Source organism: Streptomyces sp. NPDC057253, from assembly GCF_042669125.1.
GTDB lineage: Bacteria > Actinomycetota > Actinomycetes > Streptomycetales > Streptomycetaceae > Streptomyces.
On the sequence record NZ_JBHUXV010000004.1, the window covers coordinates 1 to 15,129 of the forward strand.

The 15,129-nt window shown below is 72.6% G+C and carries 12 protein-coding genes; 9 read left to right on the forward strand and 3 right to left on the reverse strand.

The window, feature by feature from the left end:
- Together ACFULQ_RS03085 and ACFULQ_RS03090 are read left to right on the forward strand one after the other, a co-directional pair.
- Window positions 1-1,509 (forward strand): hypothetical protein (locus ACFULQ_RS03085; protein ID WP_383537338.1); only part of this gene is annotated, 1,509 nt, incomplete at its 5' end.
- A gap of 13 nt (window positions 1,510-1,522) precedes the next feature.
- Window positions 1,523-3,355, forward strand: coding sequence for a hypothetical protein (locus tag ACFULQ_RS03090; RefSeq protein WP_383537340.1), 1,833 nt, complete (start codon window positions 1,523-1,525; stop codon window positions 3,353-3,355).
- 27 nt (window positions 3,356-3,382) lie between these two features.
- Here the strand turns inward: ACFULQ_RS03090 and ACFULQ_RS03095 are convergent, their stop codons facing one another.
- A complete protein-coding gene (locus tag ACFULQ_RS03095) occupies window positions 3,383-4,039 on the reverse strand; it encodes a nucleoside/nucleotide kinase family protein (RefSeq protein WP_383537343.1) in 657 nt (218 codons plus the stop codon).
- A gap of 78 nt (window positions 4,040-4,117) precedes the next feature.
- On the opposite strand from ACFULQ_RS03095, the gene ACFULQ_RS03100 reads away from it, so the two are divergent.
- The 7 genes from ACFULQ_RS03100 (at window position 4,118) to ACFULQ_RS03130 (ending at window position 12,453) form a co-directional block, all read left to right on the forward strand.
- On the forward strand, window positions 4,118-4,549 hold the full coding sequence (locus ACFULQ_RS03100; RefSeq protein WP_383537345.1) for a YybH family protein: 432 nt from the start codon (window positions 4,118-4,120) through the stop codon (window positions 4,547-4,549).
- 43 nt (window positions 4,550-4,592) lie between these two features.
- Window positions 4,593-5,330, forward strand: a complete 738-nt coding sequence (locus tag ACFULQ_RS03105) for an HAD family hydrolase (protein ID WP_383537346.1) — start codon at window positions 4,593-4,595, stop codon at window positions 5,328-5,330.
- Complete coding sequence (locus ACFULQ_RS03110; RefSeq protein WP_383537349.1) at window positions 5,327-7,681, forward strand: glycoside hydrolase family 65 protein; 2,355 nt, start codon at window positions 5,327-5,329, stop codon at window positions 7,679-7,681. The genes ACFULQ_RS03105 and ACFULQ_RS03110 overlap by 4 nt, the downstream gene beginning before the upstream one ends.
- Before the next feature lie 136 nt (window positions 7,682-7,817).
- On the forward strand, window positions 7,818-9,305 hold the full coding sequence (locus ACFULQ_RS03115) for a hypothetical protein (RefSeq protein WP_383537351.1): 1,488 nt from the start codon (window positions 7,818-7,820) through the stop codon (window positions 9,303-9,305).
- Entirely contained in the window at window positions 9,302-10,243 is a 942-nt protein-coding gene (locus tag ACFULQ_RS03120) for a lysylphosphatidylglycerol synthase domain-containing protein (RefSeq protein WP_383537353.1), read from the forward strand. The genes ACFULQ_RS03115 and ACFULQ_RS03120 overlap by 4 nt, the downstream gene beginning before the upstream one ends.
- A gap of 73 nt (window positions 10,244-10,316) precedes the next feature.
- Window positions 10,317-11,171, forward strand: coding sequence for a proteasome subunit beta (gene prcB, locus ACFULQ_RS03125; protein WP_383537356.1), 855 nt, complete (start codon window positions 10,317-10,319; stop codon window positions 11,169-11,171).
- Window positions 11,172-11,298: 127 nt separating this feature from the next.
- Entirely contained in the window at window positions 11,299-12,453 is a 1,155-nt protein-coding gene (locus tag ACFULQ_RS03130; protein ID WP_383537359.1) for a HoxN/HupN/NixA family nickel/cobalt transporter, read from the forward strand.
- A gap of 32 nt (window positions 12,454-12,485) precedes the next feature.
- Here ACFULQ_RS03130 and ACFULQ_RS03135 read toward each other — a convergent pair whose 3' ends face one another.
- Window positions 12,486-13,448 carry a hypothetical protein gene (locus ACFULQ_RS03135; RefSeq protein ID WP_383537362.1) on the reverse strand — a complete coding sequence of 321 codons (963 nt, stop codon included), beginning with the start codon at window positions 13,446-13,448 and terminating at the stop codon, window positions 12,486-12,488.
- Window positions 13,449-13,459: 11 nt separating this feature from the next.
- A complete protein-coding gene (locus ACFULQ_RS03140; RefSeq protein WP_383537364.1) occupies window positions 13,460-14,932 on the reverse strand; it encodes an APC family permease in 1,473 nt (490 codons plus the stop codon).
- Between the last annotated feature and the right edge of the window lie 197 nt (window positions 14,933-15,129).

Sequence of the window (15,129 nt, forward strand, 5' to 3'; positions counted from 1 at the left end):
GCGCTCACCCACCTGCGTGCCCTGCGGTCCGTGCAGACGGCCTCCGGCCTCTTCGCGGGCGGCGACAACGTGCAGTCGCCGCCGGACTCCGCGTTCACCGTCAACGACGTGTGCGACGCGCACGTCCTCGCCGCGGACGCGGGGCCCGAACTGGCCGACGTCACCGCGGCCCTCGCCGAGATCGCCGGCGCCGCCACCGAGAGCCTCCTGACCGGCGGGGTGCACACCCCCAACCACCGCTGGGAGCTGTCCGCGGCGCTGGCCCGGCTGCACCGGTCGTTCCCCGACGACCGGCTGCTCGCCCGCGCCGAGGAGTGGCTCGCCGAGGGCGTCGACATCGACGCCGACGGCCTGTACTCGGAACGCAGCGCCGTCTACGCGTCCATCGTGACCAACCCGGCGCTGCTGTTGCTGGCCGAGGTGCTCGGGCGCCCCGACCTGGTGGACGCCGTCGAACGCAACCTCACCGCGACCCTGGACCTGATCAGGCCGGACGGCACGGTGGAGACCGTCCACTCGCGCCGCCAGGACCAGAAGCAGTCCTTCGCACTGTGGCCCTACCTGCCGCACTACCGGCTGCTCGCGGTCCGCACCGGCCGCGGCGACTTCGCCCGCGCGGCCCGCCTGGCGGCCGCCGACGGCCTCCACGACCCCGACCTGCTCGCCCAGACGCTCCTCACCCCGGATCTCGCCCGCGTCCTGCCGGCCCCGGACGCGGAGCAGCTCCCGCGCGACACGTACCTCCCCACCGCACGCCTCGCCGCCCATGCCTCGGCCACCGCGCACACCGTGGTCTACGGCGGCTCCGACGTGCCCGAGCACCGGCGCATCCGCTCGGGCCTGGCCTGCAACCCCACCTTCCTGCGCCTGTTCGCCGGTGCCGCGGTCCTCGACGCGGTCCGGCTCTCCCGCGGCTTCTTCGACCTGGGCCCCTTCCGCGCCGCCGACATGGAACGGCTCGCGGACCACCGGTACCGGCTCACCCAGACCCTCACCGGCGCCTACTACCAGCCCCTCCCGAAGGACCTCAGGCGCGACGACGGCGCCTACGGCCTGGTGGACGAGGGCCGCTTCTCCGCCGCGATGGCCTTCCCCGACCGCCCGCGGGACGAGGTCTCGCACACGACCCGGGTCGAGGTCGACCTGCGGGAGGACGGGGCGGACCTGCGGATCGACATCAGCGGTCCGACGGTGCCCTGGGCCCTCGAACTGACCTTCCGGCCGGGCGGCGAGCCGCAGGGCGCCGTACCGCTCGGTGGCGGACGCTGGTGCCTGACGACCGGGCCGATGACCTACCGCGTCGGCGACGACGAGATCCGTGTCGAGGCCGCCGTGGAGAGGGGCGAACCGCTCGCCGGAGCGGACCGGAGCGACGTACTGCGCTACGACCCGGGGCAGGACCACACCGTGGTCGGCGGCACCGACGCGACGACCGGAAACCGTGTCTACCTCGGTGGGCACGGACCGCAGACACTGACCCTCGCACTGCGCGCCACCTCTCAGGCATGAAGGGCTGATCCCCGTGCACCTCCCCCGCCAGCTCGGTCCGCTCCACGACCTGCCGGACACCCCGGAGGCCTACGACGCCGTTCTCGCCGACGTCACCGAGCAGGCCCTCGCCCGGCTGACCCCCGAGGGCAACCTCGAACACCCCGACTGCGACGACGACATCGGCGACACCTCCCTCGGCATCACCTCACTGCTGGCCTTCGCCTGGCAGCGCGGCAAGGACGACCGGCTGCCGGAGGCGGTCCGCCGCAGCCTCGCCTTCCATCTGCGCGAGCGGGTCTACACCGACGACAACCCCGGCTACCCGAACCTCAGGAAGCGCAACTCCGGTCTGCCGTACGCCCGTTACACCCTCGCGGCCGGCGCGCACCCCATCGGGGACTGGCCGAGCACGGTGTGGGCGCTGCTCCAGGCGGTCAACCTCCTCGACGCCGCCGACGGACTGGTCGAGGACGGACAGCGCGCCGAACTCCTCGACGTGGCCCGCGGATACTGGCGCTGGCTGACCGAGGCGACCTTCTTCAACCCGCAGGAGGCCGGCAACCAGGCCATCGGCTGCGTGGTCGGCGGCCTGATGCTGGCGGCCCATCTGCCGGGCGGGGAGAGGGAGTCGGTCCGGGCACGGGCGCTCCAGCTGTACACCGACGAGATCCGCGCCCACCGGGTCACCGACCGCGGCGCGGCCCTGCCGCCCGAGCACGGCGGCGCCTACGACAACAACTACGGCCCGATCTCCCTGTCCTTCCTCGCCCAGGCCCACCGGATCAGCGGCGAGGAGATCTTCGCCGAGGACGGCGAGGCGCTCGCCCGCTACATCGACGCCCGCCTGACGAACGGCGGCTTCGACAATGGCGGCCCCCGCTACAGCGAGCAGCACTCCGCCTTCGAGTCGGTCCTCGGCCTGCGCTACTTCGGCGCCCGCATCGGCGCGGACCTCGGCCGCTACCGGGGCGACAGCCGCTGGGCCCGGCACGCGGTCAAGGAGGACGGCGGGGTGGACGGCCACTTCGCCTGGATGCTGGTCTGGCAGAGCCAGGACACCACGCGCTGGCACCGGGAGCCGTCCACGGCCACCGCCCGCCACCAGCTGCGCGCGGGCACGGTCTCGGTGGCCTTCGACTCGCAGCTGACTCCGGCGATCGTGGAGGCGGCCGGCACCTACTACCTGCCGGCGGCCGTGAACCGCCAGCACGGCTTCGGCCCGGTCGTCGACGGCTTCCTGCTGTGCCGCCCCATGGGCGAGGTCCGGGTCCGCGACCTGTGCTCCGACGGCCTGACGGCCAAGCTCGTCACCAAGCCGGTCGTCGGCCGCGACCACGTCCTGCGCCACGTCCAGTCCCTCTACGTCACCGACGGCACGCGCCTGTGGACCACGGTGACCGTGGAGCGCCTCCCGGGCACGCCCTACCTGCTGGCCGGGCTGCCGTACGCCGAGGACGACGGCGACCGGGTGCGCCGCACGGCCGAGGGCGAGGTGACCTCCGTGGGCGCCCTGCGGCTGACCCACCCCTCGGCCGAGGGGATCGACCACTTCGACGCCCGCGCGGAGACCACCCAGGAGCTGGCCGCGTTCGCGCTGGCCGCGGATCCGCGCGGCTACGGCAACCCCGACGAGGGGTGGCGGCACCTGGTCAGCTCCACGGCGCTGGAGGCCGACGCCGTGTCTGACGCGCCGGACGATCTGCATGCGTTCGCCGTCCGGTACGGCCCTGGGGGCCCGCTCACGGTTACCTTCGCGCGTGACGGTGCGGGACTGACGGTTCGCACGGAGGCGTTCACGGCGTGGCTGGGTGACGTGGCGGGTGACTCGCGCGGGGAGCCGGAGCTGACCTTGGGTGCTTGCTGAGGGTTTTCGACTGCGGGTCCGTGGGGGTTAGTCGCGCAGTTCCCCGCGCCCCTGGGTGGGTTTCGTCGCCGGTACTACAAGGTTCGCCCGGTCCTGTGTTGCCGCTACGAGTCTGGCGTTCGGCTGGTCGGAGCGCATCACCCACGCCACCGCCTCCTCGTGGGTCTTGCCGAACTGCTCGTGCCGGGCGATGAGGCGACGCAGGCGCTCTTCCTCGTCCAGCTCGCAGAACCACACCTCGTCCAGCTGTGAGCGGACCCGCGGCCACAGCAACAGGTAGTTGCCCTCCGTGACGATCAGGCGGGCGGTCGGGAGCACCGGGATCGCCCCGGCCAGCGGCTGCTCCAGGACCCGCTCGAAGCCCGGGGCGTACACCACGGAGTCGTCCGGCTCCTCGCGCAGCCTCCGCAGCAGCGCCGCGTACCCGGCCGCGTCGAAGGTCTCGGGTGCCCCCTTGCGGTCGCGCAGACCGAGCCGGTCCAGCTCCACGTCGGCGAGGTGGAAGCCGTCCATGGGGACGTGCGCCACCCAGGGCTCGCCCGGGCCGTTCAGCGCCCGCACCAGCTGTTCGGCGAGGGTCGTCTTTCCGGAGCCGGGGGAGCCGGCGATCCCGAGGAGGGCCCGCCGGTCGGGCCGGGCGAGGGAGCGCGCTCGGGTCACGAGGTCGTCGAAGGTCAGCGGCACCCGCCGAGTCTTTCATTCGAGGATCACAGCCCGGCCAGGCACCCTGGAGTGCGGAAGGGGGAGAAAGGAGCCCCAGCCGTGCCCCAGTACTCCGACGGGACCCACGCCCCGGACGCCTTGGACGACGAGGCGCAGATCCGCGCCCTCATCACGGCGTGGGCCGCAGCCGTGCACCGCGGCGACCTCGCGGGCGTGATCGCCGACCACGCCCAGGACATCGTGATGTTCGACGTGCCCCCGCCCCACCACGGCATCCGGGGCCTGGCAGCCTACCGCGCGCACTGGCCGCCCTTCTTCGCCTGGCAGGCCCAGGGCGCCTGCTTCGACATCGAGACCCTCCACATCACCGCCGGCCGCGACATCGCCTACGCCCACGCCCTGCTGCGCTGCGCCACCCCCGAGGAACTCGCCGCCCACCCCGACGTCCGGCTCCGGCTCACCTTCGGTCTGCGCAAGGAGCGCGGCCGCTGGCTGGTGGCCCACGAGCACCACTCGTTCCCGCACGACTGAATCCACCTGTTGGTGAAGCGAAAGGCAGGGAACCGTGTCCTGTATGACGGATCTCGGTCTGCCCGAAGACATCAAGGCCTGCCTGTTCGACCTCGACGGGGTCGTGACCAAGACGGCCGTCGTGCACGCGGCGGCCTGGAAGGAGATGTTCGACGCCTTCCTGCGCGAGCGCGGGGGCGAGCACTTCCGGCCCTTCGACGACCACGACTACGACCAGTACGTCGACGGTCTGCCGCGAGCCGACGGCGTGCGCGCCTTCCTGGCCTCCCGCGGCATCGAGCTGCCCGAGGGCAGCCCGGACGACCCACCGGGCGCCGAGACGGTCCACGGTCTCGGCAACCGCAAGAACGCCCTCGTCCTGGAGAAGATCCGCACCGAAGGCGTCGAGGCCTACGACGACACCCTGGCCTACATTCGCGCCGCCCGCGCCCAGGGACTGCGCACCGCGATCGTCTCCTCCAGCGCGAACTGCCGCGACGTGCTGCGCGCGATCGACGCCGAGGACCTCTTCGACGTACGCATCGACGGCGTGGTCGCGAAGGAGCGGAAGCTGCCGGGCAAGCCGCGCCCCGACACCTTCCTGGCCGCCGCCGAGGACCTGGGCCTGGACGCACCCCGCTCCGCCGTCTTCGAGGACGCCCTCGCCGGCATGGACGCGGGCCGCGCGGGCGGCTTCGGCCACGTCGTCGGCGTCGACCGCGTCGGACAGGCCGACGCCCTCTACGAGCACGGCGCCGACATCGTGGTGCGGAGCCTCGCCGAACTGGGAGGACACGCGTGATCACCGACCGCTCCTACACCGTCGAGCCCTGGGCCGTCCGCGAGACCTCCCTGCACCTCGACGTCCTGGCCCAGAGCGAGTCCGTGTTCGCCCTGTCCAACGGCCATGTCGGCTGGCGCGGCAACCTCGACGAGGGCGAACCGCACGGCCTGCCGGGCTCCTACCTCAACGGCGTCCACGAACTGCACCCGCTGCCCTACGCCGAGGCCGGCTACGGCTATCCGGAGTCCGGCCAGACCGTCATCGACGTCACCAACGGCAAGATCCTGCGGCTCCTCGTCGACGACGAGCCCTTCGACCTGCGCTACGGCCGCCTCGTCGCCCACGAGCGCTGCCTGGACCTGCGCCGGGGCGTCCTGGAGCGGACCTGCGAGTGGATCTCGCCGGCCGGCTCCCGGATCCGGGTGCGCTCCACCCGGCTGGTCTCCCTCACCCAGCGGGCGATCGCCGCCGTGGCCTACGAGGTGGAGCCCGTCGACAGCCGCACCCGCGTGGTCATCCAGTCCGAGCTGGTCACCAACGAGAGCCTGCCCGCGCCGAACGGCGACCCGCGGGCCGCCAAGGCACTGAAGTCCCCGCTGGAGCACGAGGAGGGCTACGCCGACGGCACCCGGCTGCGGCTGGTGCACCGCACCCGGCAGAGCGGACTGCGGGTCGCCGTGGCCGCCGACCACGTGATCGACGGGCCCGGGCGGACCACCACCAGCAGCGAGCAGATGGTGGACCTGGCCCGGCTGACCATCACCTCGGTGCTGGAGCCGGGGCAGCGGCTGCGGGTGGAGAAGCTCGTCGCGCACGGCTGGTCGGGGGTGCGCTCCCGGCCCGCGATGAGCGACCAGGTCGACGCGGCCCTGGCGGCCGCGGCGCACAGCGGCTGGGACGGACTGCTGGACGAACAGCGCGGTTACCTCGACGACTTCTGGGGCCGCGCCGACGTCGAGGTCGACGGCGACGAGGAGATCCAGCAGGCGGTCCGCTTCGCGCTCTTCCACGTCCTTCAGGCGGGCGCCCGCGCCGAGGAGCGTGCCATCCCCGCCAAGGGCCTGACCGGATCCGGATACGACGGCCACGCCTTCTGGGACACCGAGACCTTCGTGCTGCCCCTGCTCACCTACACCGAGCCCGGCGCCGTCGCCGAGGCCCTGCGCTGGCGGCAGCGCACCCTGCCCGCCGCCCGCGAACGCGCCGCCCAACTCGGCCTGCGCGGCGCCGCGTTCCCCTGGCGGACCATCGACGGCTCGGAGGGGTCGGCGTACTGGCCCGCCGGCACCGCCGCCTTCCACGTCAACGCGGCCGTCGCGGACGCCGTGGTGCGCTACACCGAGGCCACCGGCGACCTGGAATTCGACCGCGAGACCGGCCTCGAACTCCTGGTGGAGACGGCCCGGTTGTGGCGCTCGCTCGGCCACCACGACCACCGGGGCGTCTTCCACATCGACGGCGTCACCGGGCCCGACGAGTACAGCGCGATCGCCGACGACAACACGTACACCAACCTGATGGCCCGGGCGAACCTCCTCGCGGCCGCCGAGGCCGTGGCCCGTCACCCGCAGCGGGCCGCCGAGCTCGGCGTCGACGACGAGGAGAGCGCCGCCTGGCGGGACGCCGCCGAGGCCGTGCACATCCCCTACAACGACGAGCTCGGCGTGCACGAGCAGCACGCGGGCTTCACCCGCCACCAGCCGTGGGACTTCGCCGGCACGGGCGCCGACCAGTACCCCCTGATGCTGCACTTCCCCTACTTCGACCTCTACCGCAAACAGGTCGTCAAACAGGCCGACCTGGTGCTGGCGATGTACCTGTGCAGCAACTGGTTCGAGGAGCTGCACGACGAGGAGCAGATCGCCCGCAACTTCGCCTACTACGAACCGCTGACCGTGCGGGACTCCTCCCTGTCGGCCTGTGTCCAGGCGGTCGTCGCCGCCCGCGCCGGACACCTGTCCCTGGCCTACGCCTACACCGCGGAGGCCGCGCTGATGGACCTGGCGGACCTGGAGAACAACACCCGCGACGGGCTCCACATCGCCTCCCTCGCCGGCACCTGGACGGCCCTGGTCGCCGGGTTCGGCGGACTGCGCAGGGACGGCGACTCGCTCCGGTTCGCGCCCCGTCTGCCCGAGCGGTTCAGCCGGCTCGCCTTCAACCTCCGACTCCTGGACCGCTGTCTGCGGGTCGAGATCGGCCCGGACAAGGCGACGTACACCCTGGTGGCGGGCGCCCCGCTGACGATCCGCCACCACGGCACGCCGGTGACGCTGGGCGGCGACGGCCCGGTCGTCCGCCCGGTCCCGCCGTCACCGGACCGCCCGGCCCCGAGTCAGCCCCCGCACCGCGCCCCGCACGCGCGCTGAGTCCGGACGGGCGATCCGGCCAGTCGCCGCTTGGCCGAACACCACCCTGCACCCCCTCCTGCCGCGGGTTAATTTGTCCTTGCCTTTGTAATGGACCAGTCCCCGCGGCAAACGGGGTGAGGGGTGGACGAGGACGATGGCCCACGGCGACAGCGCCCTGCTGACCGGTGCGCGACGACGGACCCCGCCGGTCGACCCCGGCGGAGCCCCGTGGGCCGGGGGCAGGCGACTCGTCGCGGTTGTGGCCGCCGCGTTCACGCTGGCCCAACTCCTGCTCGTCAGGCCCGGGATGGGCCTCGGCTGGGACGAGACCGTCTACGTCAGCCAGGTCGGGACCCAGGCCCCGGCCGCCTTCTTCAGCGCCCCGCGCGCCCGCGGTGTCTCGCTCCTGGTCGCCCCGGTCGCGAGCTGGTCCACCTCGACCGAACTCCTGCGCGTCTACCTCGCCGTGCTGTCCGGACTCGCGCTCCACCTGGCCCTGCGCACCTGGCGAGGCCTGTTCCCGGACCGGGTCCTCGCCGTCGGCGGCGCCTTGTTCGCCTCCCTGTGGATCACTCTGTTCTACGGCCCGCAGGCCATGCCCAACTACTGGGTCGCCGTCGGCGCGCTGGGCGCGGTGGGCTGCTTCCTGCGGGCCCGCGACAACCCGAGGATCCTGTGGGGCGTCGTGGCCGGTGTCGCCCTCATGGCGTGGATGCGGCCCACCGACGCCGTGTGGGTGACCCTCCCTCTCTTCGTCACCGCTGCCGTCACCCGCCGTCCGCGGGCCGTCGTCGCCCTCGTGGCCGGGCTGGTCCTGGGCGGTACGCAGTGGGTGGTCGAGGCGTACACCAGCTACGGAGGTCTGGCCGAGCGGTTGCACGAGGGCTCCCGCATCCAGGGCGGTCTCGGCCCGCAGTTCGCCGTCGTCGACCAGCTGCGCAGCCTGGGCGGCCGGGCCCTGTGCCGCCCCTGCACCGGACCGCTGCCGGACCCGGCCGTCATGGCCTGGTGGGCCGTGCTCCCGCTGCTGGCCGCCGTCGGCCTGGTGGTCGCGGTCCGGGCCGGGCGCACCGCACGCACCCTGGTACCGCTGGCCTGCGCCACGACGGCCGCCGTGCCCTACCTCTTCCTGATCGGCTACGCGGCACCCCGCTTCCTGCTGCCCGCCTACCTCCTGATGGCGATCCCGGTCGCCGACGCGCTGTTCCACCTGGCGACCACCCCGGCGGGCCGGTGGCGTCCGGTCGCGGCGGTGCTGCTCGCGATCGGGCTGACGGGCCATCTGGCGGTGCAGTACGTCGTCCTGGAGCGCACGGTGAACCGCACCACCCAGTCCCACCAGGACTGGGCCGACACCGCGAGCGAGCTGCACCGGCTCGGAGTGCGGCCGCCCTGTGTGCTCACCGGCTACCTGTCGGTCCCCGTCGCGTACTACGCCGGGTGCCACTCGGCCGCGGCCTTCGGCCCCAACACCAACAGCACCGAGACCAGGATCCTCGACGCCTCCCGCCGTATGCCCGTGGCCGTCCTCACCCGGCCCGGCGGCTCCCCGCCCGCCTACGCCCGCGACTGGTCCACCCGGCCCGCCGCCGGAATGGACCTCCACGTCGCGCCGAAACAGAGCGAACGCGACCCGACATGACGTCCCAACAGGTCGCCGTCGCCCTCGGCCGCAGACGCGTGTACGGCCAACTCGCCCTCACGCTCGCCGTTCTGACGGCCGCGGGGTGTCTGGCCCGCCGTCACTGGCCCGTGCTGGAGACCGGTGCCCTGCGGCTGGCCATGGCGGATCAGGGCTGGCTGCTCGTCGCCGCCGCGGCCGCCGCCGTGACCTGGATGTGCTCGGCACTGGCCCAACAGGGCGCGGTGCTACGGCCCCTGCCGGCCAGGCGCCTGGTGGCCGCGCAGTTCGCCGCCTGCGCCGCCGGCCAGCTGGCGCCCGCCGGTCTCGGCACCGGCGCGGTCAACCTGCGCTTCCTCATGCGGTGCGGGATGTCGGCCGGGCGCGCGGCGAGCGCGCTCGCGGTGAAGGCCACGGCGGGCGGGCTGACGCGGGCCGCCCTCATCGCCGTACTCGCGACGGCCTGTCCCGATGTCCTCGGGCTGCCGCGCCTTCGCGCCGGGTGGCTGGTCGCGGCCGGGGCCGCCGCCCTTGTGGCCGGGCTCCTCGTGGCCGCACGGTGGCCGCGGTGCCGCCGAGCCATGGCGCTCGTCCTGGCCGACATCAAAGCGGTCCACGCACGACCGCGCCGGGCGGCGGCCCTGTGGGGCGGCTCGCTGGGCTTCGCCCTGCTGCACGCGGTCGTGCTGGTCGCCGTCACCCGGGCCGTCGCGCTGCCGCTGGCCCCGCCCCTGGTGGCCCTGCTCTACCTCACGGCGAGCAGCGCGGCCGCCCTGCTGCCCACCCCCGGCGGGCTCGGCTCCCTCGACGCGGCCCTCGCCCTCGCCCTCACCGCCGGGGGAGCGCCGGGCGTGGCGGCCGCCTCCGCGGTGCTCGGCTACCGGCTGCTGACCGTGTGGCTGCCGCTGCTCCCGGGCCTGCTGGTGCTGGCTCTGCTCGTCCGGCGCAAGGCGCTGTGAGGCCGAACGGCGTTTCCGGTCCCCGTGCTCCTGGTAGGACTTCGGATGTCGGCCGGAGGCGAGGGGGAGTGCCATGACGGGGAACGAGCACGGCGGACGGCTGGGCGAGGAGTTCTTCACCCCGGGGTCCTCGTCCTTCACCGAGTTCCTGGCGGCCCACCGCCCCGAACTGCTCAGCACCCGCCGGGTCCTGCCCGACGGGGTGCGGGCCGCACCGGACCAGGTGCCGCACGGCACCACCGTGCTGGCCCTGACCTTCCGCGACGGGGTCCTCATCGCCGGTGACCGCAGGGCCACCATGGGCAACCTCATCGCCCAGCGCGACCTGGAGAAGGTGCACCCGGCCGACGACCACACGGCGGTCGCCTTCGCCGGCACCGTCGGACTGGCCCTCGACATGGTCAAGCTGTACCAGGTCGAGCTCACCCACTTCGAGAAGATCGAGGGCGTCGCCATGACCCTCGACGGCAAGGCGAGGCGCCTGGCCGGCATGATCCGGCAGAACCTCGGCCAGGCCATGCAGGGACTCGCCGTCGTCCCCCTCCTCACCGGCTACGACCCCTCCGCGCCCGAGGGCGAACGCGGCCGCATCTTCAGCTTCGACGTCGCCGGCGGACTCTACGAGAAGGCCGACTTCCATGCCGAGGGCTCCGGCTCGCCCTACGCCAGAGGCGCGTTGAAGAAGCTGTTCCGCAAGGGGCTCGACCGCCGCGAGGCCGCGCTCACCGCGCTCCAGGCGCTCTACGACGCGGCCGACGACGACTCGGCGACCGGTGGCCCCGACATCAGCCGGCGGATCTTCCCCATCGTCTCCGTCATCACCGAGGACGGCTTCGAGCGACTGCCCGAGACGGAGACCGAGCACCTGAGCCGGGAGATGGTCGAGCAGCGGCGGGCCAGGCCGGACGGACCCAACGCGACGCCCTGACAGGGCACTTTCCCCAGTCGTGGGGAAGACCTGCCACGGGCTTTACTGCACATGACTTGCAGGTACCGGAGGATGGCACAAGGCTGCTGATCGCGGCCGTGTCCCCTGAAGAAGGATCCTCCGCCCGATGACGGTCGCCCCTGACCCCACTCCGCCCCTCCTCCCCGCCGCCGCCCCCGAGAGGGGCTCGGCATGGCACCGCGTCCGTGGCTCCATGACGCGGCAGGAGTGGGTCAGGGCGGGCGGGATGGCCGCGGTCGTGGTGGCGCTGCACGTGATCGGCTGGGTCACCCTCGTCGCGATCGTCGCCCCGCACCACTACAGCGTCGGCGAGAAGTCCTTCGGTGTCGGCATCGGTGTCACCGCCTACACCCTCGGGATGCGGCACGCCTTCGACGCCGACCACATCGCGGCGATCGACAACACCACCCGCAAGCTGATGGGCCAGGGACAGCGGCCGCTGTCGGTCGGTTTCTGGTTCTCGCTCGGCCACTCCAGCGTGGTCTTCGTCCTGGCCCTGCTGCTCTCGCTCGGCGTGAAGGCCCTCGCGGGCCCGGTGCGCGACGACGACTCCCGCCTCCACGACGTGACCGGTCTGATCGGTACGACGGTCTCGGGCGCGTTCCTCTACCTCATCGCGGCGGTCAACCTGGTCGTCCTGGTGGGCATCTGGAAGGTGTTCCGGCGGATGCGCTCCGGGCGCTACGACGAGGCGGCGCTGGAGGAGCAGCTGAACAACCGCGGGTTCATGAACCGCCTGCTGGGCCGCGTCATGAGGTCGATCACCGAGCCGTGGCAGATGTACCCGCTCGGACTGCTCTTCGGCCTGGGCTTCGACACCGCGACGGAGATCGCCCTGCTGGTCCTGGCCGGCTCGGGCGCGGCCTCCGGTCTGCCCTGGTACGCGATCCTCACCCTGCCCGTCCTCTTCGCCGCCGGCATGTCCCTCCTCGACACCATCGACGGCTCCTTCATGAACTTCGCCTACGGCTGGGCCTTCTCGAAGCCGGTCCGCAAGGTCTACTACAACCTGACGGTCACCGGCCTGTCGGTGGCGGTGGCCCTCCTCATCGGCACGGTGGAACTCCTGGGCCTGCTGGCCGACAAGCTGAACCTCCAGGGCCCCTTCTGGACCTGGATCGCCGGCCTCGACCTCAACCTCCTCGGCTTCGTCATCGTGGGCCTGTTCCTCGCCACGTGGATCGTCGCCCTGGTGGTGTGGAAGGTCGGCCGGATCGAGGAGAAGTGGACGGCGGGGCTCGCGGAACAGCCCGCGGACTGACCGGGGCCTGCCTGGCGCGAGGACGCCGCCGCTCAGGCACGCACCCTGAACTCCTTGCGCCACTTGGTGAACTGCTGCTCCGCATCGCCTGTGTACGACCACGGAGTGCGTGTGCCGCGACGGTCCAGCATGCGCAGAAGGGGGACGGCGACCTCCGGGAGGCCGGCCAGACAGGCGGCGTGGGCCAGGTAGTTGAGGTCGCGGAGCTCGCCCGGGTACACGGTGTCGTCACCGCGGCCCACGATCCAGCGCTGCCAGGTCCGCCGTACGTCGCTCACCGCCCCGTCGTGCTTCCAGTGCTGCCCGAGCGCGACGGACGCCCGGCGGTCCCCGTCGGCCGCGTCCACCGCCGCCCGGTACTCCTCGACCCGCGCGTACTGCACCAGCACCGGCAGCGCGGAACCCGGCGGGGCCACCCCGGCCGCGTCGCGGGCGAAGTCGTACATCAGGCCGTTCGAGCCGTGCCAGCGCGACGAGTAGTAGTGCAGGACCTGGAGGTGGCCCTCGACGCTGTACGGGTCCCGCGCGTGCAACTCGTCCCACCAGCGCCCCAGTTCCTGCCGCCGCACCCCGGCCGGGTACAGCCGCGCCACCGAGATCAGCGAGATCCACGGCGTCGGGTCGTCCACGAACGCCTCGGACGCCTGGAGGCAGGCCATCACCGCGGCGTCGATGCGGCGCTGGTCGATCGGCACCCCCCGCCCCGCCGCGATCGCCAGGTTGAACGCCCGGGCCGTCTCGGTGGCCGCCCGCAGCACCAGCGCGTCGCCGTTGTGCGGCTCGGCCGCCAGCCACGACTCCACCGTCGAGCTGCCCGCGCAGGCCTGTGCGAGCGTGCGGACCCGGTGTCCCCGGGAGAGCCAGTCGGGGCCGGTGGCGCGCAGCAGTTCACGCAGGCCCCGCCAGCGGCCGATCACGATGTCCTGACGGGCGGTGGTGAGGGGGACGTCCCCGCAGTCGGGGTCGAAGTCGGGGGTGAAACGGTCTCTCGCCATCGCACAACCCCTCAGAAGTCGGTGGGGAGACCCTCGTGGACCAGCGAGGGCCCGGCCACCCCGCCGTCGGGAACCCAGTCCGCCTCGACAGTATTGCTCGCGTCGAGCCGCGCGGGCCGGTAGTAGTCGCTGCCCTTCCTCCAGTACCAGAGCATCGGGACCAGCCCCACGGCCAGCCCGCCCACGCCGATCGAGATCGCGGCCGTGCTCAGCTCGCCCAGCGACTCCACGAAGACCCAGAACATGAACAGGGCGCCCAGCAGCGGCCACAGCCCGCCCAGGAGGAAGTCGGTCGGGGACTTCAGCAGCATCTTGCGGTACGCGACGACCACGGCGAGACCCGTCAGGCCGTAGTAGACGGCGATCTGGAGGCCGATCGCGGAGATCGCGTCGGAGAGGATCTCGCCCACCGAGCCCAGGGCGTTGGAGGCGATGAACATCACCAGCGCCACCGCGCCGACCACCACGATCGCCACCCATGGGGTGTTCCAGCGCCGGTGCACCCGGCCCAGCACGGACGGCATCGTCCGGTCCCGGCCCATCGCGAACAGCGAGCGCGTGACCTGGATGAGCGTGGTCTCCAGGGTCGCGATGGTGGACAGCATCACGGCGACGATCAGCAGCTTGCCGCCCCAGCCCGGCCAGACCTCCTCGCCCAGTACGGCCAGGACGTTGGCGTCGTTGTCGTCGATCTGCCTCGAGGTGAGGATGACGTTGACCGCGATGGTGAACACCTCGAAGAGCAGGAAGACGATGCCGACGCCGATCAGGCCCGCGAGTCCCGTCGTACGGCGGCTGTTGCGGGTCTCCTCGCTGAGGTTGCTGGTGACGTCCCAGCCCCAGTAGTAGAACGCGGCGATGAGCGCGCCCGAGGCGAAGCCCTGCATGCCGTCGAAGTGGCCGAAGCCCAGCCAGGACCACTCGAAGGTGTGGGCGCTGCCGGTGTGGAAGAGGGCGAGGACCGCGAACAGCGCCAGGATCGCGAGCTCGACGCCGGACATGATGAGCTGGGCGCGCATCGTGAGCCGGGCGCCGCCGAGCACCACCAGCAGCATCAGCACGAACCAGGCGGCGCCCACGACGGTCGCCAGCGCGGTGTTGTCCGCGAGGTCCTGGTCGAAGAGGGCCAGCGTCATCGAACCGGCGGGCAGGGAGCCGGCCACCATGAAGATCGTCGCCGAGATCACCAGCGCCCAGCCGCTGACGAACCCCAGAAAGGGATGCAGGGTACGGCCCACCCAGGAGTAACTGGCGCCCGCGTTCACGTCGATGCGGCTGAGGTAGCTGAACGCGAGCGCGATGCCCAGCATGGGTATCGCGCAGTACAGCAGGGCCGCGGGGCTGGCCAGTCCGACCGCGCCGACCAGGACCGCGGTGGTGGCCGCGATCGAGTACGCCGGCGCGCTGCCCGCGACGGCCATGACCACGGTGTCGAACGTGCCGAGGGCGTTGGCCTGTAGCCCTCTGCCCCTGTTGATGCTCATGGTTGCGCTGCTTTCCGTAGGGCACGACGCACGGACGCGGCGGCCCGTACGGCGCAGAACGGTGGGGGGTGGCACCTGCCCGGGACCGGTGAGGGATGGCCTCGGCCAGGGAAGGCGAAGAGAGGAAGCAAGGGGGTGCGAAGACCGCAGGACCGCTGGGTCGACCGACGGTCACTCCGCGTGTGCGAGTGATAATA

Excerpts from the sequence above, each read along its gene's own strand:
- ACFULQ_RS03105 (WP_383537346.1), top strand. The coding sequence starts at position 4,593 with ATGACGGATCTCGGTCTGCCCGAAGACATCAAGGCCTGCCTGTTCGAC.
- ACFULQ_RS03115 (WP_383537351.1), top strand. The coding sequence starts at position 7,818 with ATGGCCCACGGCGACAGCGCCCTGCTGACCGGTGCGCGACGACGGACC.
- ACFULQ_RS03120 (WP_383537353.1), top strand. The coding sequence starts at position 9,302 with ATGACGTCCCAACAGGTCGCCGTCGCCCTCGGCCGCAGACGCGTGTAC.
- prcB (WP_383537356.1), top strand. The coding sequence starts at position 10,317 with ATGACGGGGAACGAGCACGGCGGACGGCTGGGCGAGGAGTTCTTCACC.
- ACFULQ_RS03130 (WP_383537359.1), top strand. The coding sequence starts at position 11,299 with ATGACGGTCGCCCCTGACCCCACTCCGCCCCTCCTCCCCGCCGCCGCC.
- ACFULQ_RS03135 (WP_383537362.1), bottom strand. The coding sequence starts at position 13,448 with ATGGCGAGAGACCGTTTCACCCCCGACTTCGACCCCGACTGCGGGGAC.
- ACFULQ_RS03140 (WP_383537364.1), bottom strand. The coding sequence starts at position 14,932 with ATGAGCATCAACAGGGGCAGAGGGCTACAGGCCAACGCCCTCGGCACG.